The organism is Dorea sp. AM58-8 (assembly GCF_003464045.1).
Classification (GTDB): Bacteria; Bacillota; Clostridia; order Lachnospirales; family Lachnospiraceae; genus Claveliimonas; species Claveliimonas ammoniilytica.
Genome location: NZ_QSDM01000002.1, coordinates 220,706 through 243,641, shown reverse-complemented (window position 1 = coordinate 243,641; position 22,936 = coordinate 220,706). Strand labels below are relative to the sequence as shown.

General features: G+C 42.5%; 27 protein-coding genes. All 27 read right to left on the bottom strand.

Annotation, left to right across the window (positions count from 1 at the left end):
* Nucleotides 1–1,188 carry a thiolase family protein gene (locus DXA18_RS02975; protein ID WP_199665532.1) on the bottom strand — a complete coding sequence of 396 codons (1,188 nt, stop codon included), beginning with the start codon at nt 1,186–1,188 and terminating at the stop codon, nt 1–3.
* 28 nt (nt 1,189–1,216) lie between these two features.
* Nucleotides 1,217–2,068: a hypothetical protein gene (locus DXA18_RS15980; protein WP_243007006.1), complete on the bottom strand. Its 852-nt coding sequence runs from the start codon at nt 2,066–2,068 to the stop codon at nt 1,217–1,219.
* Nucleotides 2,047–2,589 (bottom strand): aldehyde dehydrogenase family protein, encoded by a 543-nt coding sequence (locus DXA18_RS15975; RefSeq protein WP_243007005.1) that lies wholly within the window; start codon nt 2,587–2,589, stop codon nt 2,047–2,049. The genes DXA18_RS15980 and DXA18_RS15975 overlap by 22 nt, the downstream gene beginning before the upstream one ends.
* Nucleotides 2,590–2,627: 38 nt before the next feature.
* Complete coding sequence (locus tag DXA18_RS02965; RefSeq protein ID WP_118382596.1) at nt 2,628–3,653, bottom strand: alcohol dehydrogenase catalytic domain-containing protein; 1,026 nt, start codon at nt 3,651–3,653, stop codon at nt 2,628–2,630.
* A gap of 17 nt (nt 3,654–3,670) precedes the next feature.
* On the bottom strand, nt 3,671–4,351 hold the full coding sequence (locus tag DXA18_RS02960) for a class II aldolase/adducin family protein (RefSeq protein WP_118382595.1): 681 nt from the start codon (nt 4,349–4,351) through the stop codon (nt 3,671–3,673).
* 46 nt (nt 4,352–4,397) lie between these two features.
* On the bottom strand, nt 4,398–5,450 hold the full coding sequence (locus DXA18_RS02955) for a 2-hydroxyacid dehydrogenase (protein ID WP_118382594.1): 1,053 nt from the start codon (nt 5,448–5,450) through the stop codon (nt 4,398–4,400).
* An 82-nt stretch (nt 5,451–5,532) separates the two neighbouring features.
* Nucleotides 5,533–6,978, bottom strand: a complete 1,446-nt coding sequence (locus tag DXA18_RS02950; protein WP_118382593.1) for a PTS galactitol transporter subunit IIC — start codon at nt 6,976–6,978, stop codon at nt 5,533–5,535.
* A 36-nt stretch (nt 6,979–7,014) separates the two neighbouring features.
* Nucleotides 7,015–7,314 carry a PTS fructose transporter subunit IIB gene (locus tag DXA18_RS02945; RefSeq protein WP_118382592.1) on the bottom strand — a complete coding sequence of 100 codons (300 nt, stop codon included), beginning with the start codon at nt 7,312–7,314 and terminating at the stop codon, nt 7,015–7,017.
* A gap of 29 nt (nt 7,315–7,343) precedes the next feature.
* Nucleotides 7,344–7,802, bottom strand: coding sequence for a PTS sugar transporter subunit IIA (locus DXA18_RS02940; RefSeq protein WP_118382591.1), 459 nt, complete (start codon nt 7,800–7,802; stop codon nt 7,344–7,346).
* A gap of 149 nt (nt 7,803–7,951) precedes the next feature.
* Complete coding sequence (locus DXA18_RS02935) at nt 7,952–8,347, bottom strand: hypothetical protein (RefSeq protein ID WP_147345564.1); 396 nt, start codon at nt 8,345–8,347, stop codon at nt 7,952–7,954.
* Between the two features lie 12 nt (nt 8,348–8,359).
* Complete coding sequence (locus tag DXA18_RS02930) at nt 8,360–8,653, bottom strand: hypothetical protein (protein ID WP_118382589.1); 294 nt, start codon at nt 8,651–8,653, stop codon at nt 8,360–8,362.
* Between the two features lie 232 nt (nt 8,654–8,885).
* On the bottom strand, nt 8,886–10,403 hold the full coding sequence (locus DXA18_RS02925) for a BglG family transcription antiterminator (protein WP_118382588.1): 1,518 nt from the start codon (nt 10,401–10,403) through the stop codon (nt 8,886–8,888).
* Nucleotides 10,404–10,440: 37 nt separating this feature from the next.
* Nucleotides 10,441–10,701, bottom strand: coding sequence for an HPr family phosphocarrier protein (locus DXA18_RS02920; RefSeq protein ID WP_118382587.1), 261 nt, complete (start codon nt 10,699–10,701; stop codon nt 10,441–10,443).
* Nucleotides 10,702–11,080: 379 nt separating this feature from the next.
* Nucleotides 11,081–12,583, bottom strand: coding sequence for a glycerol kinase GlpK (glpK, locus tag DXA18_RS02915; RefSeq protein ID WP_118382586.1), 1,503 nt, complete (start codon nt 12,581–12,583; stop codon nt 11,081–11,083).
* A gap of 27 nt (nt 12,584–12,610) precedes the next feature.
* On the bottom strand, nt 12,611–12,976 hold the full coding sequence (locus DXA18_RS02910) for a DUF1667 domain-containing protein (protein WP_118382585.1): 366 nt from the start codon (nt 12,974–12,976) through the stop codon (nt 12,611–12,613).
* The gene (locus DXA18_RS02905) at nt 12,976–14,244 is read right to left on the bottom strand and encodes an NAD(P)/FAD-dependent oxidoreductase (RefSeq protein ID WP_118382584.1); all 1,269 of its coding nucleotides are present in this window, start codon (nt 14,242–14,244) and stop codon (nt 12,976–12,978) included. Before DXA18_RS02905 ends, DXA18_RS02910 begins: the two co-directional genes overlap by 1 nt.
* A gap of 1 nt (nt 14,245) precedes the next feature.
* Nucleotides 14,246–15,682: an NAD(P)/FAD-dependent oxidoreductase gene (locus DXA18_RS02900; protein ID WP_243007004.1), complete on the bottom strand. Its 1,437-nt coding sequence runs from the start codon at nt 15,680–15,682 to the stop codon at nt 14,246–14,248.
* Nucleotides 15,683–15,898: 216 nt separating this feature from the next.
* Nucleotides 15,899–16,093 carry a helix-turn-helix domain-containing protein gene (locus DXA18_RS02895; RefSeq protein WP_278337056.1) on the bottom strand — a complete coding sequence of 65 codons (195 nt, stop codon included), beginning with the start codon at nt 16,091–16,093 and terminating at the stop codon, nt 15,899–15,901.
* 13 nt (nt 16,094–16,106) lie between these two features.
* Complete coding sequence (locus tag DXA18_RS02890; RefSeq protein ID WP_118382581.1) at nt 16,107–16,472, bottom strand: helix-turn-helix domain-containing protein; 366 nt, start codon at nt 16,470–16,472, stop codon at nt 16,107–16,109.
* Nucleotides 16,473–16,625: 153 nt separating this feature from the next.
* Entirely contained in the window at nt 16,626–17,909 is a 1,284-nt protein-coding gene (locus DXA18_RS02885; protein ID WP_118382580.1) for a type II toxin-antitoxin system HipA family toxin, read from the bottom strand.
* A 3-nt stretch (nt 17,910–17,912) separates the two neighbouring features.
* A complete protein-coding gene (locus DXA18_RS02880; protein WP_118382579.1) occupies nt 17,913–18,125 on the bottom strand; it encodes a helix-turn-helix domain-containing protein in 213 nt (70 codons plus the stop codon).
* 114 nt (nt 18,126–18,239) lie between these two features.
* Complete coding sequence (locus DXA18_RS02875) at nt 18,240–18,806, bottom strand: glycerol-3-phosphate responsive antiterminator (protein WP_118382578.1); 567 nt, start codon at nt 18,804–18,806, stop codon at nt 18,240–18,242.
* Nucleotides 18,803–19,096, bottom strand: a complete 294-nt coding sequence (locus tag DXA18_RS02870; RefSeq protein WP_118382577.1) for a hypothetical protein — start codon at nt 19,094–19,096, stop codon at nt 18,803–18,805. The genes DXA18_RS02875 and DXA18_RS02870 overlap by 4 nt, the downstream gene beginning before the upstream one ends.
* Nucleotides 19,097–19,154: 58 nt before the next feature.
* A complete protein-coding gene (locus DXA18_RS02865; protein WP_118382576.1) occupies nt 19,155–19,790 on the bottom strand; it encodes an endonuclease III domain-containing protein in 636 nt (211 codons plus the stop codon).
* Nucleotides 19,791–19,975: 185 nt separating this feature from the next.
* Nucleotides 19,976–21,154, bottom strand: coding sequence for a phosphoribosylaminoimidazolecarboxamide formyltransferase (locus DXA18_RS02860; protein ID WP_118382575.1), 1,179 nt, complete (start codon nt 21,152–21,154; stop codon nt 19,976–19,978).
* Nucleotides 21,155–21,167: 13 nt separating this feature from the next.
* A complete protein-coding gene (locus DXA18_RS02855) occupies nt 21,168–21,881 on the bottom strand; it encodes an IMP cyclohydrolase (protein ID WP_118382574.1) in 714 nt (237 codons plus the stop codon).
* Nucleotides 21,882–21,994: 113 nt separating this feature from the next.
* Nucleotides 21,995–22,885, bottom strand: a complete 891-nt coding sequence (locus DXA18_RS02850; RefSeq protein WP_118382573.1) for a YitT family protein — start codon at nt 22,883–22,885, stop codon at nt 21,995–21,997.
* Nucleotides 22,886–22,936 lie beyond the last annotated feature (51 nt).

Sequence of the window (22,936 nt, the reverse complement as noted above, 5' to 3'; positions counted from 1 at the left end):
TTAGAAATCCCCTCTTTCCAAAATCAAAGCACTGTTACTCTGGAACACTGCTCCGTTATCACTGCACATAATTAATTCTGGTTTCTTTGTGCCCGGATATACTCCAAGCTGACGATCTCCACACTCACCGCGAAGCTGCATAACTGCTTCACTTACCGGTGTCAGTCCCATAAAGTATCCTTCTGAAAGCATACCTCCGGAAGTATTAACCGGTAGATCTCCACCCGGTCCAATCTTTTCTCTGGTTATAAATTCTCTGACATTCTCCGGTTTAAAGAATCCGTAGTCACGAAGTGTTGCCTCAACCGTATAAGTAAAGCAATCGTAGAATTCACATGCATCAATGTCTTCAGCGGTAACTCCTGCCATAGCATAAGCCAGTCTTGATGATCTGACTGCTGCACTGTTTTCATCAAGTGCTTTCAATCTATATGGAGATACCGTCTGGTTTGCATTGCCAAATCCACGGATCAATACAGCTTTCTGCTTCATTGCTTTTGCATTTTCAGCCGTTGTAAGTACAATCGCACGTCCTCCGTCTGAATTTGGTGTAGCATCCAGGAGTCTAAGTGGTTCCACCACATATGCAGAATCGTAATATCCCTGATCATCCAGAACTTTTTTATACATAGATGCCTGCGGATTCAAATTTGCCCATCTTCTCTGTGCAATGGAAATCTCCTTCCAGACTTCCGGTCCGGTTCCGTATTCTTCCATTGCTCTTCTTGACAACATTGCATATTTAGCCATGGTACTCAGATCACCATATGCTGCCAATTCATCAGTTGCTTTTCCATTGGAGAGTTCTTTTACGAAACTTCTCCGACAGCTTCTCGCATTGTCACCGTAAGAGACCACCACATATTTGCAAAGCCCGCTAAGTAACATTCCTACGGAATGATAAAGCCAGGTTCTTGTACAATACGTTTCCTGGCTCACTACAGATGGGTTGATACCCAGCTGTTCTGCAACGGTAAATGCTGTAACATCATAATCTCCACCGATCGCATCAAAATGACGATACAGCAGCATTGCATCAATATCTTCTTTTCCTATTCCAGCGTCTTGGATCGCATTGCGAATTGCTTCGCAATGAAATCCAACCGCTGTTCTACCTTCGATTTTTCCTTGTGGTGTATATCCGACTCCGACAATGGCAATTTTATTCTTCAAATCATTCATAGCCATTTCACAGTCTCCTATCTTTCACTTCTGATTACAGTTTCCATACTTCATCCAGTTCTGGCATTGTGCAGTCATGGTAGTATGCAAGTCTTGTTGTATTCATCAGATGTTTGTAAGTAAGGTTTTCTGAAATTGAATTATTACCCCAGCTTCCGCATCCAAGAGACATCGTAGGATGCAGACCATTGATATAGTTTCCGCCTGATGCAGCTCCACCAGCCTGGTTAACAACCAGACGTCCTACTGGAAGTTCATGTCCTACATACTCTGCTTTTTCCGTATCATTTGTATAGATAACAGAAGTATGTCCTGCACCTTCCCAAAGCAGATTTGTCTTAGCATCTGCAACTGCCTGCTCAAATGACTCATATGGGAAAAGCTGGATTACCGGGCAAAGTTTTTCTCTGCACAGGATGTTTTCTCTGCTGATTCCTCTGTTGTTAAAGATAAGAATCTGCGTATCTTCCGGTACTTCAAATCCCATTTCAGCAGCAAGCTTCACCGGCTTCATACCAACATGTTTTGCATCGATTGCTCCGTTCTCTTTAAAGAGGATCTTCGGCAGTTCATCTACCTTGTCATCTGGGATCATAGCTGCTTTTGCACGTTTCATTGCAGCAACAAATTCATCATACTTCTCTTTCGGGAAGTGAACTGCCTGCTCACCTGTACACGGAATACCATTATCATATGCACGACTTCCTACAATTGTTGCAGCCATCTTGTCATAATCTGTATAGTCTTCTGCTACGATAACCTGTACATTTCCCTGTCCAACACCATATGATGGACGTCCGCTTGAATATGCGGATTTAACCATTGCATGTCCACCTGTAGCTACGATAACATCTACTTTCTGCATCAGTTCCTTTGTTGCATCCATAGATGGAGCTTCGATACCTGAATCAGATTCTCCGGTGCGCCAAGTTCCTCTAATGCTGCATTAATCAGATTAACTCCGTGAATAGTTACATTCTTTGCAGCCGGATGTGGTGATACGATCATCGCATTACGGCATTTGATTACGTTCATACCATTGCTTCCTGTTGTAGAAGTCGGGTTTGTACTAGGTGTCAGACAAGCAACAACTCCAACTGGTTTTGCGAATGTTACAACTCCGTTGATTGTATCATTATCAATGATACCTACAGATTTTTTATCTCTCAGATAATACCATGCCGCTGCAGTTGCTTTCTTCTGTTTATAAATCTTGCTGTCTACTCTTCCGTAACCGGTCTCTGTTACCGCTTCATTTGCAAGCATTTCTGCATTGTCATAGATTGCTTTTCCGATTGCCTTTACAAGTGCATCCACCTGCTCCTGTGTATATTTCTCTACTTCAGCCTGTGCTTTTTTAGCCTTTTCCAGCATTTCATCAATCATTGAAAATTCTAATTCTTCCATTTTATTTCTCCTTTTATGCTATATCCTGTCTATCTTTATTAATCGTATATAATACAGTTTTTGATTACCTTGCCTTCTGCATGTTCCAGAATGGCTGTTTCCAGTTCCTGAAGCGGATATTCATTTTGAATGAAATCATCACTTGAGATCACACCCATCTTCAACAGCTCCAGTGCTTTCATTACATGAAGCGGAGTGGTATGGAACACACCCTTTATCGTTACCTGTGAATAATGTAAAAGCGTTGCATCTACATGAAGTACGCTTCCTCCCTTTGTACCACCAAAGAGAAGGATGAATCCACCTTTTCTCGCCATCTGTACGCTGGTCTCCCATACGCCGATCAAGCCTGTGGCTTCGATAACAACATCTGCTCCTCGCTCGTTTTCTGTTTCTGCGCAAAGCGCAGCAACTGCATCTTCTACTCCTGTCAAATTCACTGTCTTCCAGACGCCAAGCTTTCTCGCTGTTTCCAGACGATTCTCTTTCATATCAGATACAATGACTTTACCACCTCTTAGCACTGCAAGTCTTGCAAACATAAGGCCGATCGGTCCGGCACCATTTACGATAACCGTATCTCCCTGCTGAATCGGACAATTATCGATTCCATATACTGCACAGGAAAATGGTTCCATCAATGACGCCGTCTTGTGTGAGATCGTATCATCCAGTTTAAACATATTCTGTTCAACAATTCTTCCAGGCACTTTTACGTACTCAGCGTAGCTTCCGCGATTAAACAACATATCTTCGCACATAGAGAACTGACCCTTTTTGCAGAAATAGCAATGTCCGCAAGGTGCTGTGTTATGAACTGCTACGCGGTCACCTTCTTTAAACTTCTTCACATTCTTTCCTACTGCTGCGATCACTCCAGAATACTCATGTCCAAATGGATGTGGTGGCGTAAGAAGCGGATATCCTCTTTTATAGATCTTTACATCTGTTCCGCAGGTTGTCGATACTTTGTTCTTTACCAGAACTTCATCATCGCCAATCTCTGGTATTGGAGCTTCCTCTATGCGAAGCTCCTTTTCTTTATACAGTACCGCTCTTAACATGAATGCTCCTCCTAATCTTAGTAGCCCATTCCGTCTTTCTTTTCATTGTTCTTAGCCGGCTGTCCGTATGATTTGAAACGAACCATTACTTCTGCCATCTGCTCATCAGACAGTACGCACGGCTGTCCGATGCAAAGTGCACGATACTGAATCTCTGCAACGAATTCCAGGTTAACTGCAAGGCTGAATGCCTTTGCAAGCTTCGGTCCGCTTGCTACCAGACCATGGTTCTGCAACAGAACTGCTTTGCTGTCGCCAATTGTATTCTTTACACTTTCAGCCAGTTCCGGTGTTCCAAATGTGCAATATGGAGCACAAGGAATCTCAGACACTCCAGCTCCGCCGATTACATAGTGAACAGCTTTCAGCGGCTGATTCAGCGCAGCAAACGTAGTACAGTAAATAGAATGTGTATGTACTACCGCTCTTGCTTCCGGCTTATTCAGATAAATCACTGAATGAAGACCATGTTCGCTAGATGGAGCACGATTACCTTCAACAATTGTTCCGTCAAGTTTCATAACAACTACGTCTTCAGGTTCTGTTTCAAAATATCCGATTCCGGATGGACTGATAGCCATATATCCGGTTTCCGGATCATAAATACTGATATTTCCACTTGTGCCTTTGCAGAGTCCTGCACTGCTCATCTTCTTACCATACTCAACAATCTCTATTCTTTCTTTCTCCATTAACATGCCGGTAATCCTCCAATCTGCTCTTAAATCATTTTATTATTTTGTGTTAAATTGTTATATTTCTAAGATTTACAACCATATCGCTCTTTCCTGTATCCCAGAACTCCTTAATCGTTCTTGCAAGTAATAATGGGGACTTCGGAAGTGCATCTACAACATTTCCTGCATTATGAGGTGTCATTGTCAGGTTATCCAGTGTCAGAAGTACATCATCCTTCGGAACCGGTTCCTCCCAGAACACATCAATTGCAGCTCCGCCGATTGTACGGTTCTGTAAAGCCTCGACCAAAGCATCCTTATCAAGTACTCCGGCTCTTGAAGTATTGATCAGATATGCTGTAGGCTTCATCAATCCAATATATTCTTTGTTAATACTGTTCTTTGTCTCTGGTGTTACTCTCAGGTGAAGTGTAATGATATCCGCTGTCTTAAACAGTTCTTCTTTGCTCACCATCTTGACATCCAGACCAATTTCATCTACTTTTTCCTGTGTTACAAATGGATCGTGTGCGATCACCTTCATGCCAATACCAAGGCATTTCTTTGCAACCAGTTTTCCGATATGCCCAAGTCCTACAACACCGACTGTCATCTCACACATAGATGTTGTATACTGGCTATTCACATATTCTTTTCTCCATACTCCCTGTTTTACAGCCGCATGTGCACGAGCAATATTTCTTGTCTCTGCAAACATAAGTCCAACCGCAAAATCTGAAGTAGCTTCTGCATTTCTGATGCAGTGGATGACCGGAATGTTTCTCTTTGTAGCTGCAGCAATGTCTACATGCTCCATTCCGCCTCTACATGTTCCGATTAGTTTCAGGTTCTTTCCTGCTTCGATCAGATCTTCTGGAATTGGGCAGAAATGAGAAAGTAAGATATCAGCATCACCAATCTGCTCATATGCTTCCTTTGGCGGTTCCTCTGCTGTCGGTCCATTTTTCTCAATGTTCAATGCCTTTTTCTGAAATTCCTGTCTGGTTTCACTTTTCCATTCAACAGCTACCACTTCATGCTCTCCACCCGGAAGTGACTTAGCCGCTTCAACCAGAAGATCACAACTCACTACAATATCTCCAATTACCAGTATCTTCATAACACGCCTCTTTCTAAAAACTTTCGTTCCATTGCAGTTAAGCCATGGAACGAAAGTTAATCATCAATATTTACCTTTTGCTTTATTGTCCGTTCGCAGCAGCTTCCGGTGCTACAGGTGCTACATATTTGTCACCAAGCGCAATCTTTTCAATGTACTCACGCACAGAAGATTTGTTCTTTCTGAACAGAACATACAGTACGAAGTAAATTGCTACTACTGCAATAATAATAACTGGGTTCATGGTTAAGAACGCCATCGTAATCAAACCTGCTGTACAGTTTGACATGATAAATCCAATAATCAGCGTTCCACCTTCCAGAGCCTGTGTAGCAGCTTCAAATCCCGCTCCAGCAGCAATCTCTGTAAATGTTCCAGCCCAATAAGATGCCATAAGTATCTTTGCGCTGAATACGATACAAGCCATGATCCATGACTTAATTACATTTCCGTTTGACAGGCAAACAGGAACCTCTACCATGTACGGAAGAGAAGGAAGTACCATAAGAGGAACTACCACGTTACCTGGCAGGATAAATGCCAGAAGTACACATACCGGAATTACCAGAAGACCGGTAGTAAGTGTTGCTGTTTCACCATATCCAAGAGCATCGTTAACTGATACGATAAATTCTCTGTCAGCTCCGTATTTGCTCTTCTTCAGAGTCTTTCTTGAATAATCTGTAAGTACTGTAAATCCAGATGCGAACAGACCGGCAACTTTCGGGAAGATTGCCATTACAGCTGAACATGTGATTGCTACATTCATAACAGTTCCCCATGCTGCCATTGTATTAAGATCTCCGATATTACCTACAACACCAAGTAATAATCCTACAATAAGTCCAATATACATTGGCTCACCCATAAATCCGAATTTCTTTTTAATAGAAGCTGGGTCAGCTTTAATCTTATCCAGCCCAATCTTGTTACCAATAATATTCAGTACAAGATACATTGGAGCATCACCCATATGGTGAGGTGCAGTCATTGCACAACCCGGATAGTGATAGTATGTAGACCATCTCTTCTGCATAACCTCTGCAATCAGCAGTGTCACAACGTTGATGAAGAGCATCAGTACAAATGCAACCGCAAGGTTCGCTTTGATCGCATAGAACATTGATCCCCAAACAATGATAGAATAGTTATTCCACAGATCTGACGGCATAAAAATGTCTGTCCATTTTACCAGCCATAAAACAATCTGGAATACAAGTCCAACTCCGATAAACATCATACCAATATCGGTAGAGTATGCAACAGATGCAACCGCCTGCCATCCGATATCAAGTGCTTTCAGGTTCAGTCCTGTTGTAGCAATCAGCTGCTGAACCAATGGTGAAAGTACCGCACCAAACTCAGTGGTAATGAATGTCATACCTTTCAGACCAACACCAACCAGCACTGCTGATGAAAATGCTTTTTTCGCAGGTGCTTTGAAGATCATACAAATAACGAAGATCATCACTGGAACCATGAGGTCTTTTCCAAAGGTGTCAAAAACAAGTTTCAATGTATCAAACATGCCTTTTTCTCTCCTCTCATTTCATTTTTAGATTGTTTACAGTTTTAAGTTTCTTACAACTTCCATAAGCTCTTCAATGAATTCGTCCTCATTGATTCCTACCAAGAAGCCTGTTGCATTCAGCAAAGGCAAGCCAAAGCTATCTTCTACCGGGCTTGTATAAGCAATCAGATCATAATTAGCTGTCTGAACTGCAAGTTCTACTCCGCCAGGTGCTACCTCAGTAGCCTCTACCTCGTATCCATTCTCCTCCAGGATGTCTGTAAGTTTGGATGTAAGCATTGCTGAACTAACAGTACCTGATCCACATACTGACAAAATGTTAATTGGTCTCATTTTAGTTCCTCCTTCCTTTTATATGGGTTTTAAACTTCATCTAAAGCACTTAACAAACTCAAAATCTCAGTCTTATCTTTCGAATCTCTAAGTCGCTTCAGTAGTTCACCATCCTGAATGATTGACATCATTTTCTTTAACATGCCAATCTGCTGATGCGAATCCTTTACCACTAATGGTAAAATCACTTCGCATTCCAACTTGTTCTCTTTCATTCCCATCATACTGAATGTCACTGCCTTTTTCGGAATGATCACTCCAACTGCCGGCTCGTTTACCAGCTTGTTGTTGGTATGAGGAATTGCAATATTGATTCCTTTTCCAGGAAGTCCTGTCGGGTATTCTTTTTCCCGCTCTACAACCGCATCCGCATATCCAGCGTTTACATATCCGTTTTTCTCAAACATCTCTCCTGCCAGGCGAATACAGTCTTCTGCAGTCTCAACATCTGCATCCAGCACGATCAGTGCTTCATTTAACTTTTTCATCTTGCTCTCTCCCATATGTTTGTTTTATTTTTCTTGCTAAATATATAGTAGCATTCTTTTTTTTCACAAAACAGACCAAAAGCGTTCACTATTTCGCACATATCCGATGCAAAAAGTTGTGTTTTTTTGTGTAATATCAATATATCGCGCTACTGGAACAGCGTAATCAATACACCAATCAGCACAATGGCCACACCTATTACGCGTATAATTTTCCACGCTTTCACCATACCGAAACTTTCATAAAAGAATGGTGTGCAATACATAGATGGCTGTGCAACCACGATTGCTCCAAGTCCAATCATTGGCATATACATCCACCACACCTGCAATTTGTAACCTAATACAAACAAATTAATTACTACAAGTACTGCTGCAATAATATAGAACAGCAGTTTCTTTTTACTGTTGTCTGCATCGATAAATTTACGTGTTTTCAGATAACATTCCCGTCCACAGCACTGAACTTCTTCTGCACCTTTATTAACTCGAATTGTATATTTATTCTTTTCGGTTTCTTTTCCACAATATATACACTTCATCATAATCCTCCCAGACTATTGCTTATACGATTCAACCAGTTCCGTAATCTTCGTCTTCTTTCCGTAAAAACGATATACCTCATCCAACAAAGAAAAATGAGAATATTTGTCAATCGTAGTAAGGCATAAAATCAGATATGCTTTCTTGCCGTCTGGACAAACCACACCTTCTTCTGAAATCATTTTGAGAAGCTTGATTTCTCTCTGCTGCTCACCCTGCATCGGGTAATGAATGAGGATTGCATCCTTCTCAAAACGATAGGTCTGCAACTTGTCTCTGGATACCAGATTCTGAATTCGTTCCCACAATCGGCCTCCGAACTATCCAACAACTCACTGCCATAATGCAACGTATCTTCCCAATCCATATGATCCGGCAATACTTCCGTCCTGGTCTTCTCGCCCAGAATACATTCCATGCCCGGCTGTTCTGATGGGTTATATCCTTTTCGTGAATTAAAATAACGAAATAAACTGAAATAAAGTTCTTTTCGTTCAATCGGCTGTGTCACATTTTCTTCTACTATTGATAGAATATCTTCTATTTTGTTGTTGTATTTGGATAACAGCTTCTCATTCTGCAATATATCCACAATCTTCTGCTGATCTTCCTTGTTAAGTACGATACTGTCTCAACGACATTTTCTCCTGTCACCTTCCCTCGTGGCACATCCACAAGCACTACCATTACATACTCGCTCAGCATTCTGGTTTTCAGTCGGCTCAACGAAATCACATCATACTCAAAGCTGTCACCAAGCAAATTCTGAATCTGTTCTTTGATCAGAGTCGCGATTGCCATATTTTTAGGTCCTACAATCAGAATACTTCCATCGTATTTTGCACTCTGATGCACTTTCTTTTCATCCAGATTACTTACCATATAAATGCAGAGATACGCAATTTCTGTATCTGGAATATCCCGCATAAAATTATTGCCCACCTCTGCAATTGCCCGTCTCGTAGCCTCAAACACAAACGAATACATCTGTTTAATATCTCTGGTCAGCGGATTATCAGACGGTGTTCCGTATTTCATGCGGTAAAACAATGCCCGCAGATGGTGAAACAACTCATGCCGTAATTTGCTACGGTTATAAAACACTAAGCAAGTAATTCTCTCAAAATTAGAGATAAACTGATCGGCAATCTTTTCAATAAATCTCTCCTCTTCCCTGTGTGTCTTGAATCCTGTTGTTTCGATTCCAAGCAGCATGGATGCCAGATAATATACTTCTTCCTGCACCATCTCGATGCCACATCTTGCCATCTTCTCCACACTGTTTTCAACAGATCGATACGACAATGTTCCTGTAAGTGCATTTTTTTCATCATCACTGAGTTTTATCGTATATCCCTTCAGACTACGTATCCAGGATACCTGGATCATGAATCCTTCCGTCTGCATATCTGACAATATATATTCATTTTTAATATCCAGTTCATACTGTTTAATGATACAGATACACAGTTTGTAAAAATCAATTTCATTTTCCGTAAGACTGAACAATGAATTCTGCATATAAATCTTCAACACTGCTTTTCCTTCCGGAGTTTTCAACTCATTGATTTTTTCCTGAATAATCTTTCTTAATGCGGATTCATCTCCTGTAACATAATAGCCCTGTTTAATGGAATTACAGAATTTCAATTCTCCACTTTCTTCTATTTCGCTTTTTACACTTTTCAAATCAGAAAGTATCGTATTGCGACTAACATCAAATGCATTTTTCAGATCATCGATTACAATTTTTTCAGAATTCAGTGTGATAAATAGAAACTCTATCGCCCTTCTCTCTTCTGAAGAAAAATAATATTCTTTTCCTCTATGCATCTGCTTTTCTATACTTGCAAGATTGGTAATCTCTATCACGATTTCTTTATCTTCAATGTTGGCCATGCCAAAATTATCTTCACTCAGCCAGTCATTAATTTTATTCAAATCATAATATAATGTTCTCTTTGAAATTCCATATTCGTCCAGTATTGTATCTACGGATATTCTCTTTTTTTCAAAAAGATCCTGTAATATCTTTGCCTGTCGTTTTCGTAATTCCACGTCACCTGCTCCTTATCAGAAACATTTTTCTTTTAAATTAGTCAACCAGATTTTCAATCAATTCAACAATTGCTGCACCAGCCTCTTCTTCATCTTCACCTTCAACGGTTAATCTGATCGGCGTTCCTGCGTACACGCCGCCTGCCATAATGCTCAGAACACTTTTGGGATTAATCTCTGTGTCCTCTGTGTAAATTCTGATCTCGCTTTTAAACTTGCCACACAGTGACGCCAGACTTGCTGCCGGTCTTGCATGAAGTCCTGTTTTGTTTTTTACTACCAGATTTCTTTCAAACATTTTCTCACCTCATAATTTATTATTTGTAGTAGTATTTACCGTCCCTCTCCAAGGACTTTCTTTATGCTTTACATTCTATCAACACATCAATAACAAAAAAATAGCAAACATTTGCACTTATTTTTTGACAATTCGTGCAAAAATTGCACTCATCAACATATTCATCACAATTACATTGCAAAAAAGTGCTAAAACACGCACAAATTGGCGTATATTTAAAATTATCGATTCAACAATATGCATAGATTACTTCAATATAACATTTTCATCTAATAGATATTTTCTATAATAGAATCTATGATTAATCCTGCTGATATGCAAAAAAAGACGCCATCGCTACCACCGCAATGACGCCTCTCATTTTATGCTTTATTCTCTTTTACTCATCATCTTCTGCCCAGGCGATCGCACAGCGCACTGCGCGTTTCCAGCCTTTCAGCAATTGATTTCTCTTCTCTTCATCCATTTCTGACTCAAATGCTCTTCCAAGCTGCCAGTTCTCTTTGATCTCGTCTTTGCTCTTCCAGTATCCGGTCGCAAGTCCTGCCAGATATGCTGCTCCAAGCGCTGTAGTCTCAATACATTTCGGACGATGCACAATGGTATTATTGATATCTGCCTGAAATTGCATCAGCATATTATTGGCACTGGCACCTCCATCTACCTTCAGCACATTCAACCGTACTCCTGCATCTTCTTCCATCGCTTTAATCACATCATATGCCTGATATGCGATAGATTCCAGCGTTGCACGGATAAAGTGCTCTCTGGTACAGCCTCTCGTCAGTCCGACCACTGTACCTCTGGCATACTGATTCCAGTAAGGAGCGCCCATTCCCGCAAATGCAGGAACAATATATACGCCATCTGTATCTTCCACCTGACTGGCGTACTTTTCTGTCTCCGGCGTACTCTCTACAAGGCGCATGCCGTCACGCAGCCACTGATTAGCGGCTCCGGCTACAAAGATACTGCCTTCCAGGGCATACTCGACCTTCTCCGGATCTGTACTGGCCGCGATCGTTGTCAGGAGTCCATTGCCTGACATTACCGGATCTGTTCCTGTATTCATGAGCAGGAAACATCCTGTACCATATGTATTCTTCACGTCCCCAGGCTGATAACATCCCTGTCCAAACAGTGCCGCCTGCTGATCGCCTGCTGCACCTGCTATCGGTACGTTACCTACCAGAACTTTCTCATCCGTATAACCGTAAATGCAGCTGGATGGCTTTACTTCCGGCAGCATTGCACGTGGAATACGGAACTTCGCCATGATTTCCTCATCCCAGCACAACTTATGAATGTCAAATAACATCGTCCGGGATGCATTCGTATAATCGGTCACATGTACCAGTCCCCCGGTCAGATTCCAGATCAGCCAGGTATCTACTGTTCCAAATAGTAAATCGCCTTTCTCAGCCTGTTCTCTGGCGCCTTCTACATGATCTAAAATCCATGCGATCTTGCTGGCACTGAAATACGCATCTGCGATCAATCCTGTCTTCTCGCGGATCACCTGATCGAATCCCTCTTCTTTTAATGCATCAATCATCTCCGCTGTCCGGCGGCATTGCCACACAATTGCATTGTACACCGGTTCACCCGTATAACGGTTCCAGATAATTGTCGTCTCTCTCTGATTAGTAATACCGATTCCCTTTATCTGCTTCGCATCAATTCCATTTTCCGCCATCACCTGTGCCATAACGGAATACTGGGATGACCAGATCTCTCTCGGATTCTGCTCTACCCAGCCCGGATGCGGATAAATCTGTTCAAATTCCCTCTGTGCCATACCACAGATGTCCCCCGCATGATTGAACAATATACAGCGGGAACTGGTCGTCCCCTGATCCAGGGCCATTACATACTGCTCCATACAATTCATCCTCTCTGTTTGATTCTGCTACAGGGCCTGAATATTCTTAGTTGCCAACACGTTGACCCCTGTACCTGCCACATCCGGCAATACGATCTGTCCGATCTTCACCGGAGCCTGAAGCTTCACATCTTTCAGTGCTTTGATACAGTCAAATATCTTGTCTTTTGGTATATCTGATTCTGTCTTCACAGATACACATGGCAGATGGCCTCCCTCTACCGGGACTGAAGACGTGACGATCCGTCTTGGATCTGTCAGTTCTTTTCTGGCATAGTCCGCTCCTCTCGGACATGTATTGCCAGTTACTTCCATAGTGCTATCGTCCTGGATGGTCACTTTCAGGCTACAGCCCAGAGGACATCCGATACATACTAACTCTTTCTCTCTCATTATCTCTGTTCCTCCTCTTCAATCCGAATGGTAATGCTCTCAAGTCCTTCAAATTCTTTGAGCTTGGATTTCAGAAGGATTACCTGTTCCATCTCGCCGGGAGCCATTACTTTTTTCTTAACCCTGCTGATACACTTATCATTATAATACACGCAGAGATACTTGTCTCTATAAACATTTCCCACACGAAAACGTACTACCTGCTTATCCGTCATACGGTCGACATCCACACTGCAAGGCACCGTATAACGTACTCCATTCTCACCTTTTAATGGAATCTCTTTGCCAGCTTCCGGAAGATTGCCCTGTACATATGCTGCCGCATTTTCACCGGCAGTCTTTGCTTCTCCGGATACATAATCTACCAGATCATGGACATGAAGCACGTTACCACAGGCAAATACGCCGTCTACATTCGTCTCCAGACTTTCATTCACTACAGGACCGGATGTCACCGGATTCAGTTCTACTCCTATCTGGGAAGAAAGTTCATTCTCCGGGATCAATCCACAGGACAGAAGCAAGGTATCACAATCATAATATTCTTCTGTACCCGGAATCGGCTTGCGATTCTCATCTACCTGTGCAAGTGTTACACCTTCCACGCGCTTCTTTCCTTTGATGTCTACCACTGTGTGACTCAGCTTCAGCGGAATACCATAATCATCCAGACACTGTACAATATTACGTTTCAGGCCGCCGGAATATGGCATCAACTCTGCTACCACCTGAACCTTGGCACCCTCCAGCGTCATACGTCTCGCCATGATCAGTCCGATATCTCCGGAACCCAGGATCACAACCTTTTTACCAGGCATTCTTCCTTCCATATTGACGTATCTCTGTGCAGTTCCTGCGGAATAAATACCCGCCGGACGATAACCCGGAATATTCAGTGCACCTCTGGAACGCTCTCTGCATCCCATTGCCAGAATCACTGCTTTTGCCTCAATCTGGAACATGCCCTGTTCTTTATTCATTACAGTAACAACTTTGTCCCTGGACACATCCACAACAATCGTATGAAGCAGATACGGAATCTTCATTTCCTTTACCTTTTCAATATATCTTCCGGCATACTCAGGTCCGGTCAATTCTTCCTTAAATGTATGCAGTCCAAATCCGTTATGTATGCACTGATTCAAAATACCACCAAGTTCATTATCTCTCTCTATGATCAGGATATCTTGTACCCCTGCCTCTCTGGCTGCAACTGCTGCCGCCAGTCCTGCCGGTCCTCCCCCGATGATTGCGATCTCTGTCTTCATCTTATATATCCTCCTTATCGTAACCTGTTAAAAATGCAGAACCTTCGCCGGATTTGGTAATCTCCGATACGTCTTTGCCAAGCTCTCTTGCCAGGATCTCCACCTGTTTTGGTGCACAGAATCCTGCCTGACATCTTCCCATCCCTGCTCTGGTACGACGTTTGATGCCGTCCAGTGTTGTAGCTCCAAGTGGTCTGTGAATCGCATCCATAATTTCGCCTTCTGTAACTACTTCACATCGACAGATCACATTGGCGTATGCCGGATTCTGTCTGATCAGTTCCTGGCGCTCTTCAAATGATGCCTCTGCCACATTCGGAATTCCTTTTCTTGTTGCCTTGAAATGTACTTTCTTTTCCTTCGGATAAATGCCCCGCACCAACTCTGCTACATATTCTCCAATTGCCGGAGAACTGGTAAGTCCCGGTGACTCAATACCTGCCACATCAATAAATCCCGGTGCTCCTTCTACTTCCTTGATAATAAATTCATGTCCGGTCCAATGTGCTCGAAGACCTGTAAATGATGTGATCACCTGACGTGTCGGAATGTTCGGTGCGCTGACTTTTACCTTTGTCAGCAGTTCTTCCAAACCTTCGGCAGTCGTCTGTGTATTTTCCTTATCTTCAATATCTACCGCCGTTGGTCCTGCTAGCAGATTACCGTGTACCGTAGGTGTTACCAGTACGCCTTTACCGTATTTTGTAGGAAGCTGGAAAATTGTACTCTTTACAAAATCTCCCACCTTTTTATCCATCAAACAGTACTCACCTTTTCTCGGAATAATCTCAATCTTATCTTCACTGACCATATTATGGAACTTATCCGCATAGACACCCGCCGCATTGATAACCATCTTTGTCTCCATGTCACCCCTAGAAGTTTCCAGTCTGTAACCACCTTCGATCGGTATGATATTCTGAACCTCTGTATCAAACTGGAACTCCACACCATTCTCACATGCATTTTCAGCCATTGCAATGTTCAATCCAAACGGACATACAATTCCACCAGTCGGCGCATACAAAGCTGCCACCATGTCATCGGTGACATTCGGCTCCATCTCTTTCACTTCTTCTTTTGTGATAATCCGAAGACCCGGAACACCGTTTTTCTGACCTTTTTCCAGAAGATATACTAACTTATCCATATCTTTCTCGTCGAAGCAGAGAACCAGTGACCCATTTCGTTTAAATGGAAAATCCAAATCCTTGGACAGCTGCTCCATCATCTCATTGCCTCTGATATTCATCTTCGCCATCATAGAACCTGGCTCTGTGTCGAATCCTGCATGAACAATACCGCTGTTGGCCTTGGATGTTCCTTCGCACACATCACTGTTAGCTTCCACCACCAGTACATCATACTGATATCTGGACAGTTCTCTCGCCACCGCACTTCCCGTGACTCCGGCTCCAATTATTACTATGTCTCGCATATTATATCCTCCTTCTGTTAACTTTCGTCCAGAGCCACTTCCAAAACGCTGCACGTTTCGCTTTTGTTTCCAATTCTGCTGGGCTCTGAACGAAACAAAAAAAGAGTACAAAAACAAGCCGGCTTCACGCCGTCTATTTTTGTACTCCGTTTTCTCCAAAATCATTATTTAACTGTAATTACCATAGCACTTTTCTCAGAATATGGCAATACCTTTTTATAATCCAACTGCTTTACTCATCTTTTTTCTTCCGACCAGCTCGTCCAGAGATACGTTCATAATCTCTGCCATTTCCCACAAAATCAAGATATCCGGCATCCGTTTGCCAATCTCATATCCGGAAATAGAGCTGCGGTCTAACCATAATTTCCCTGCCAGCTGACTCTGTGACATGTTATGACATTCCCTCATATACTTCAGATTCTTACCCAACTCTTCCTTCTTCATCATCAACACCTATGTTCTTTCTCAAATTGCGTTTCAGATCCATAACTGTCTGACTGATAATCATAAGTTCCGTTTGGCTACAATCTTCTAACGCTTCCACTATCTCGCCTTTGTATACATCATTGGTATATTTCAGGCTGTCACACAGAAGCTGGTCAGCAGATACATGTAAGGCATTCGACGCCTTAACTAAGAAGTCAACACTGAGAGTGGTTCTTGCATTTTCTACATGTGAAATATGCGGTACAGAATATCCGATTTCGCCTGCGAACTGTTCCTGCGAATAATGCAGTGCTTTGCGTGCCTGTCTGATCCTTTCTCCCAGTTTTTTATAATCCATCATCCTACCTCCAGCATTCTTACCGTTATTGTAAAGAATAGCCTTTCATATGACCATTAATTATATGCATAGCATTGCCTCGGTAGTTTAAATTTTATAAAATTTTTCTCAGAGCGACAGATGTATCTCGTCAAGCAGAACCCTTTACAGAATCCTTTATATGTAATTTCGTATGCCTCCACAGCTCATAATCTGCTCTGCAATATCCTTAGTTCCTTCAAAACCTTGCTCTTCTAACACTTGAGCCCCAGTATTTAACGCCTCCACAAAATTCTTTCGTAGCGTATCCAGTCGTTTCATTGCCATCTTCACACCAAGTCCAGCTTTCGTAGCTTCTTTTGCAAATGATTCTTCTGTAATTTTTCGAATACTATAATCTCCACCAATACTCAAAGCCATATTTTCTGTACTGCTTTCATAAACCATGGTACTGACAATATCGTATGCTGGCGCAAGACGAATTGTTTTCAAATCTTTCCCGTAAAGTAATGATAGGTTTTTAATATGATTATCGGTATTACCTATCAGGAAATTAAATACACATATATCCCACAACTTCAACTGATCTTCAATTGGTGAGGCTGAATAATCACGCAATATTCCAAACATTTTGCTCAAATACGAGCCGCCATCTTTTTCATATTTTTCAGAGGCAGGGATTCCTAATGCCTGCGAAAAATCTTCCTGATGTAATCTATATGGAATATTCATACCATTTAATTTTCTTCCATTGGATTGCATTCTCCGATCGTATCTCTTTGTCGCAAAAAGCACATCTTCTGCTTCGTTACTTTCCGTCTTTATAATAAAACTTTGCGGTATTTCAATCCCCAAATTTTTCGCTGTAAGCAAACACAACTGTTCATTTGCCACTATTCGCTTCAGCCTGATATGACTTTGCTTTACAATATGAGTGCTTGGTGCTTCTCCAATTGGCAAGTACCATTTATCTTTTTGTTCATCGTAATACAAACCTACTTTGCCCGATGCTCCAGTCAACGATAAATGTGATTTAGTTACCATTTCTGCCGATTCCGTTGCTCCTTCTTGTGCCAGTTTTTTCACTTCTTCTGATGTAAGCTCTTTATATTTCGACGGAAGTACTGCTCTAGATTCATCGATAATTTTTATTGCACCAAGGCACTCTTGCCCCAGTCCGGCAAGAATTGCAAGATAGTCTTTTTCATCTCGATGCAACCATTCTGCCACACATCGTCTTGTAAACCCTTCCGGTAATAATCCTTCGAAAAAATTTCTTGTACTTTCTACACTAAAAGATTGCTGTTCTAACGGCATACTAATAGATACTGCCCTACTCTCCGGATCTTTCAAATAACTCTCCGTATATGTGAATCGTGCATCATCCGAGCTCGTACCTACAATCTCTCCTACCTGTTTAAACGCACCCTTTACCTCTATTTGAACAGCCAATCTCTGCATTTATCATTCCCTCTTTTCTACTAACAAATTCAACCCCAACACATTAATCAAACGAATAATTTTTTCTATTTCTGCCGTCGTTTTTCCTCTTTCCACATCCGAAATAAATGTAACACTAAGTCCAGTGAACTCTGCTAAATATGCCTGTGTATAATGTAATTCTTTCCTTCTTGCCCGTATAGTTTCACCTAATGTCTTCGTATTATTTATTTTCATTTTTCTTCTCCAACTATGCCGTACGGCTAATTTATATTTCTGTTCTAGTTTTCTTTGCCGTACGGCTAATTTTTTTGTTTTTAATATAATATATGCCGTACGGCTCTGTCAAGCCTAGATAAACCACAACTCCTGTCTCGTCGTGGATATGGCTGTCGCCCCTGCTTTAAGTGCTGTCATGATATCTTCTTTATCATCAATCAGTCCGCCCGCAATTACCGGAATATGCTGGTGCTGCACGATTCTTTTAATCACCTTCGGCATAATCCCAGGCAGGATCTCGATGCAGTCCGGCTTGCTTGCCGCACTCTGGCGTCTGATATTTTCCAGCGAACGGGAATCCAGCACAAAAAAGCGATGCACTGCATACAATCCCAGTTCCTTCGCACGATTGATCTGTGCAGTCTTGGTGGATATAATACCATCTGCTCTGGTGTTATGCCTGATAAAATCGACTGCAATCTCCCGTCCGTCAAATCCACTGACCAGATCCAGATGCACCATAGCAATCCGTCCTTCTGTTTTGACGCGCTCTACAATCTCGGATATATTACAGATATCTCCGAATAATATAAATATAATCTGACTGTCCGTCTCAAAGCTCTTTTCCAGACTCTCCATGTCCTTCACAGTAGCGATCACAGGGCAGTCCTCTATAATTTCTCGAAATGCATGATTCATTTATCATTCTCCAATCCGGCGAAAAAGAGTTCATAGAAATCATCCTCACCTAGTAATTTGGGCGAATTTTCTCCTCCGCCATTGGTGCTTCTGCGCATCGATGCATAAAAGTTCTCTCCGGCACAGATCAGATCCATCTCATAGATCTCATATCCAAATTCTCTGCAAATCCTGCAAAATGCGGAAATCGGATCTGCTTCCTCTCTGGACGCAAGAAATCTTGCCTTCCATTCCGGATTATGCGCTGTCTTATACTGTAATTCATCCAGCATTCCTGCAATATCTGCCATTTATATCACACTCCATTATCATCATTAGCATCAGCTATCAACTTTATATTCGACCGCGTTACACTCCGACTTTCTTGCATATATCGGCAAGACAGCATCTGTCACAATGCGGTTTCGTTCTTGCCGTACAGACCTCCCGTCCATGATTTACAAGTCGGTGACAGAAATCACTGCCTTCCTCCGGCGGAATAATCTTCCATAATTCCATTTCCACCTTTTTCGGATCTTTAATACCATCTACCAGTCCCATTCGGTTCGTCAGACGGATGCAATGTGTATCCGTTACGATCGCCGGTTTGCCAAACACATCTCCCATGATCAGGTTCGCACTCTTTCTGCCGACTCCCGGGAGCTTCAATAATTTATCAAAATCGTCCGGCACATTACCGCCATATTCATCACGCAGGATCCGCATACAGGCACTGATGTCTCGCGCCTTGCTTTTCCCTAATCCACACGGCTTCACAATCGCCTCGATCTCTTCCGGCTCCGCTGCTGCCAGCGCATCCACCGTCGGATACTTAGCATATAGATCTTCTACCACAACATTCACTCTGGCATCGGTGCATTGTGCCGCCAACCGGACACTGACCAGCAGCTTCCATGCCTGATCATAGTCCAGCGTGCAGTCTGCATCCGGATATTCTTCTTTTAAACGCTGTATGATTTCCAGCGCCCGTTCTTTCTTCCTCATTGTCATCCTCCGATTATAAGCTTTTCGCCCATTATAACATTCTTTTATTCATAAAGAAAGATGCGTGCCAACTGAATGACACGCATCGGATATACTCTATTTTATATGATGCCAGGGTCAAAAGGTCTAAATCCACATGAGCTTGCTCATAAGTGGATGAAAGACCTTGGCAACATCTTTTATATTTAGTGATGGAACAGACGGATGCCTGTAAATGCCATAACCATGTCGTATTTGTTACAGGTCTCGATTACATTGTCATCTCTGACAGATCCGCCCGGCTGAGCGATATATTTTACGCCACTCTTATGTGCACGCTCGATGTTATCGCCAAATGGAAAGAATGCATCAGATCCAAGTGCTACATCTGTCAGCTTGTCTAACCATGCGCGTTTCTCTTCCCTGGTAAATACTTCCGGCTTCTCTGAAAATGTGTTCGGCCATGCTTCATCGTTCAGCACATCCATGTATTCGTCGCCAATGTACAGATCGATCGCATTATCTCTGTCTGCACGGCGGATACCTTCCTTAAATGGAAGATTCAGCACCTTCGGGCACTGTCTCAGCCACCAGTTATCAGCCTTCTGACCAGCCAGTCGTGTACAGTGGATACGTGACTGCTGTCCGGCACCGATACCGATTGCCTGTCCATCTTTCACATAGCATACAGAGTTGGACTGTGTATACTTCAGTGTGATCATCGAAATCGCAAGATCAATCTTAGCCTGCTCAGTCATCTCTTTATTCTCTGTTACGATCTCATCGAAGAAATGCTCGTCAATATTCAGCTCATTTCTTCCCTGTTCAAATGTAATACCAAATACATCCTTGTGTTCCAGTGCAGCCGGTACATAATCCGGATCGATCTGGATCACATTGTAATTGCCGTTCTTTTTCTGTTTCAGAATCTCAAGTGCCTCCGGCTCATATCCCGGTGCGATCACACCGTCCGAAACCTCTCTCTTGATCAGTCTGGCTGTATCTACATCACAGACATCTGACAGAGAAATAAAATCACCGAAGGAAGACATACGGTCGGCACCTCTGGCTCTTGCATATGCACTGGCAAGCGGCGACAGCTCACCAAGGTCATCTACCCAGTAGATCTTCGCCAGTGTCTCAGAAAGCGGAAGTCCCACTGCAGCACCTGCCGGCGATACATGCTTGAAAGATGTAGCTGCCGGAAGTCCGGTTGCTTTCTTCAGCTCTTTTACAAGCTGCCATCCATTAAATGCATCCAGAAAATTGATATATCCAGGACGTCCACACAGCACCTTGATCGGGAGTTCGCTTCCGTCTGCCATATAGATTCTTGATGGTTTCTGATTCGGGTTACATCCGTATTTCAGTTCTAACTCTTTCATCCTTATCCGCTCCTTATTTATTTTTATTTACAATCTTTGACTCATAGTTACCTGTTGCAATATCAATATAACGCACAAACAGAGATACTTTATTATCCTCATTCAGACTGTTCCATAACAGATCTGTGAATGCATTCATATCATCCGGGATTGCCACAAGCTTCGGCTCTCCCTCAAAGCTTGGCAACGGATTACCATCATGCATATAAGTATGGATAAAATGTCCTTCTCCCGCTTTTGCATTCTCATATGCAAATGTATAACGGTTACAGCTTGACGGATCACCGTTATTACTCTTGAGGATAGACATTGCGTAGTTATATCTTCCATTCTCAACGTGCATAACTCCGGAAATACGAGGTGTGTAATTCGGTCCGTCCGGCTCAAATTCTCTGCTTCTCAGTGACTGTTCAAAAGTCAGCTGCTTGTCCATGCCCTCGTAGATCGTATCTGTCTGATCTCCATTTGTCACGATCGTCTTATTGCCAAGCACACGTACCGGCGCATAGATAATCAGGCTTGGATCTGTCAGCTTGGACTCGTCAAATGCCTGTGTGCGGATGCCTTCTCCGTCTTCTACAAAAATACGGTTACGGCTGTTCTCGCTTCTTCCCATAATAAAGTAAGCTGTTACCGCTTTTGTGCCATCAGCACTCTTTCCAATGATAATTCCTCTTCCAGGATATGCATTTTCCTTCAGTTCCTTCTCAATTGACAACATTTCCATGAATCCTTCTCCTTTTACTGAACAATTAGATACAGTATCATTATATAGAACTATGGCTGTCATTTCCAGTAGCTGACTGTTTATTTATCCTTGGAGCTATTTATAATCACTGCTTATAGAGCATCGCCATTTTTCTGTTCTTCTCCGTAATGTTTGCTCAATGAGAAGCCTCGTCCGCGCACTTCTGTAACCCTGCTGACAATCATAAATGCCTCCGGATCGATCTGTCTGATCAGCTTCTCTACCTGTGGAAGTTCACGATTCGATACAATACTCAGCACGATCTGAGTTCGTTCCTGACGGTATCCACCTTCACCGTAAAGCATCGTCACACCCCTGTCCACCTGAGCCAGTATCGCCTGTCGTATCTCTTCCACCTGACTACTGATGATCTTGACCTCCGTCTTCGTACTTCCCATCATCAGCACTTTATCCAGCACGGTCGTATACACAAGTACAAGAAGGATCCCATATAGTACTCTTTCCGGCGGATTATAGATTACCTGCATGACCAGTATCAGCATATCAAATGCATTCAGGCTCACAGATACCGGAATCCTGAAATACTTATGCAATACCAGCGGCGGAATATCCATACCACCTGTAGATGCGCCTGTACGGATAACCACGCCAAGTCCTATGCCGACACCAAGTCCGGCAAAAATTGTATTCAGCATGGCATTCTCCGTAATCACATAATTCCCGAAAATTCGGTTGGCTGCTTCCAATGCGATTGGATACGTAAAAGAACTTATCACCGTAGTCAGTGCAAACTTTTTACCAAGAAATGCTACTCCGACTAATAGCATTATAATATTGAACACCAGTACAAATCCGGAAATGGACAATCCTGTAAAATGGTTCACCACCAGACCGATACCAGTCGTGCCTCCTGTCATCAGATTGCCCGGCAGCAAAAACAGCTTGACCACAAGTGCATAGAATACATTTCCAAAAATCACCGTCGCAACCGTACTTATCCGTTTTAAATATATGTTTTCCATAAAAACCTCCGAATATTTTTGTTAAAATATGCTATACAACAAAAACACGCC

Coding starts and splice junctions, on each gene's coding strand:
- DXA18_RS02975 (WP_199665532.1), bottom strand. CDS start 1,188: ATGGCTATGAATGATTTGAAGAATAAAATTGCCATTGTCGGAGTCGGA.
- DXA18_RS15980 (WP_243007006.1), bottom strand. CDS start 2,068: ATGGATGCAACAAAGGAACTGATGCAGAAAGTAGATGTTATCGTAGCT.
- DXA18_RS15975 (WP_243007005.1), bottom strand. CDS start 2,589: ATGGAAGAATTAGAATTTTCAATGATTGATGAAATGCTGGAAAAGGCT.
- DXA18_RS02965 (WP_118382596.1), bottom strand. CDS start 3,653: ATGTTAAGAGCGGTACTGTATAAAGAAAAGGAGCTTCGCATAGAGGAA.
- DXA18_RS02960 (WP_118382595.1), bottom strand. CDS start 4,351: ATGTTAATGGAGAAAGAAAGAATAGAGATTGTTGAGTATGGTAAGAAG.
- DXA18_RS02955 (WP_118382594.1), bottom strand. CDS start 5,450: ATGAAGATACTGGTAATTGGAGATATTGTAGTGAGTTGTGATCTTCTG.
- DXA18_RS02950 (WP_118382593.1), bottom strand. CDS start 6,978: ATGTTTGATACATTGAAACTTGTTTTTGACACCTTTGGAAAAGACCTC.
- DXA18_RS02945 (WP_118382592.1), bottom strand. CDS start 7,314: ATGAGACCAATTAACATTTTGTCAGTATGTGGATCAGGTACTGTTAGT.
- DXA18_RS02940 (WP_118382591.1), bottom strand. CDS start 7,802: ATGAAAAAGTTAAATGAAGCACTGATCGTGCTGGATGCAGATGTTGAG.
- DXA18_RS02935 (WP_147345564.1), bottom strand. CDS start 8,347: ATGATGAAGTGTATATATTGTGGAAAAGAAACCGAAAAGAATAAATAT.
- DXA18_RS02920 (WP_118382587.1), bottom strand. CDS start 10,701: ATGTTTGAAAGAAATCTGGTAGTAAAAAACAAAACAGGACTTCATGCA.
- glpK (WP_118382586.1), bottom strand. CDS start 12,583: ATGGAGCAGTATGTAATGGCCCTGGATCAGGGGACGACCAGTTCCCGC.
- DXA18_RS02910 (WP_118382585.1), bottom strand. CDS start 12,976: ATGAGAGAGAAAGAGTTAGTATGTATCGGATGTCCTCTGGGCTGTAGC.
- DXA18_RS02905 (WP_118382584.1), bottom strand. CDS start 14,244: ATGAAGACAGAGATCGCAATCATCGGGGGAGGACCGGCAGGACTGGCG.
- DXA18_RS02900 (WP_243007004.1), bottom strand. CDS start 15,682: ATGCGAGACATAGTAATAATTGGAGCCGGAGTCACGGGAAGTGCGGTG.
- DXA18_RS02895 (WP_278337056.1), bottom strand. CDS start 16,093: ATGAGGGAATGTCATAACATGTCACAGAGTCAGCTGGCAGGGAAATTA.
- DXA18_RS02890 (WP_118382581.1), bottom strand. CDS start 16,472: ATGATGGATTATAAAAAACTGGGAGAAAGGATCAGACAGGCACGCAAA.
- DXA18_RS02885 (WP_118382580.1), bottom strand. CDS start 17,909: ATGCAGAGATTGGCTGTTCAAATAGAGGTAAAGGGTGCGTTTAAACAG.
- DXA18_RS02880 (WP_118382579.1), bottom strand. CDS start 18,125: ATGAAAATAAATAATACGAAGACATTAGGTGAAACTATACGGGCAAGA.
- DXA18_RS02875 (WP_118382578.1), bottom strand. CDS start 18,806: ATGAATCATGCATTTCGAGAAATTATAGAGGACTGCCCTGTGATCGCT.
- DXA18_RS02870 (WP_118382577.1), bottom strand. CDS start 19,096: ATGGCAGATATTGCAGGAATGCTGGATGAATTACAGTATAAGACAGCG.
- DXA18_RS02865 (WP_118382576.1), bottom strand. CDS start 19,790: ATGAGGAAGAAAGAACGGGCGCTGGAAATCATACAGCGTTTAAAAGAA.
- DXA18_RS02860 (WP_118382575.1), bottom strand. CDS start 21,154: ATGAAAGAGTTAGAACTGAAATACGGATGTAACCCGAATCAGAAACCA.
- DXA18_RS02855 (WP_118382574.1), bottom strand. CDS start 21,881: ATGGAAATGTTGTCAATTGAGAAGGAACTGAAGGAAAATGCATATCCT.
- DXA18_RS02850 (WP_118382573.1), bottom strand. CDS start 22,885: ATGGAAAACATATATTTAAAACGGATAAGTACGGTTGCGACGGTGATT.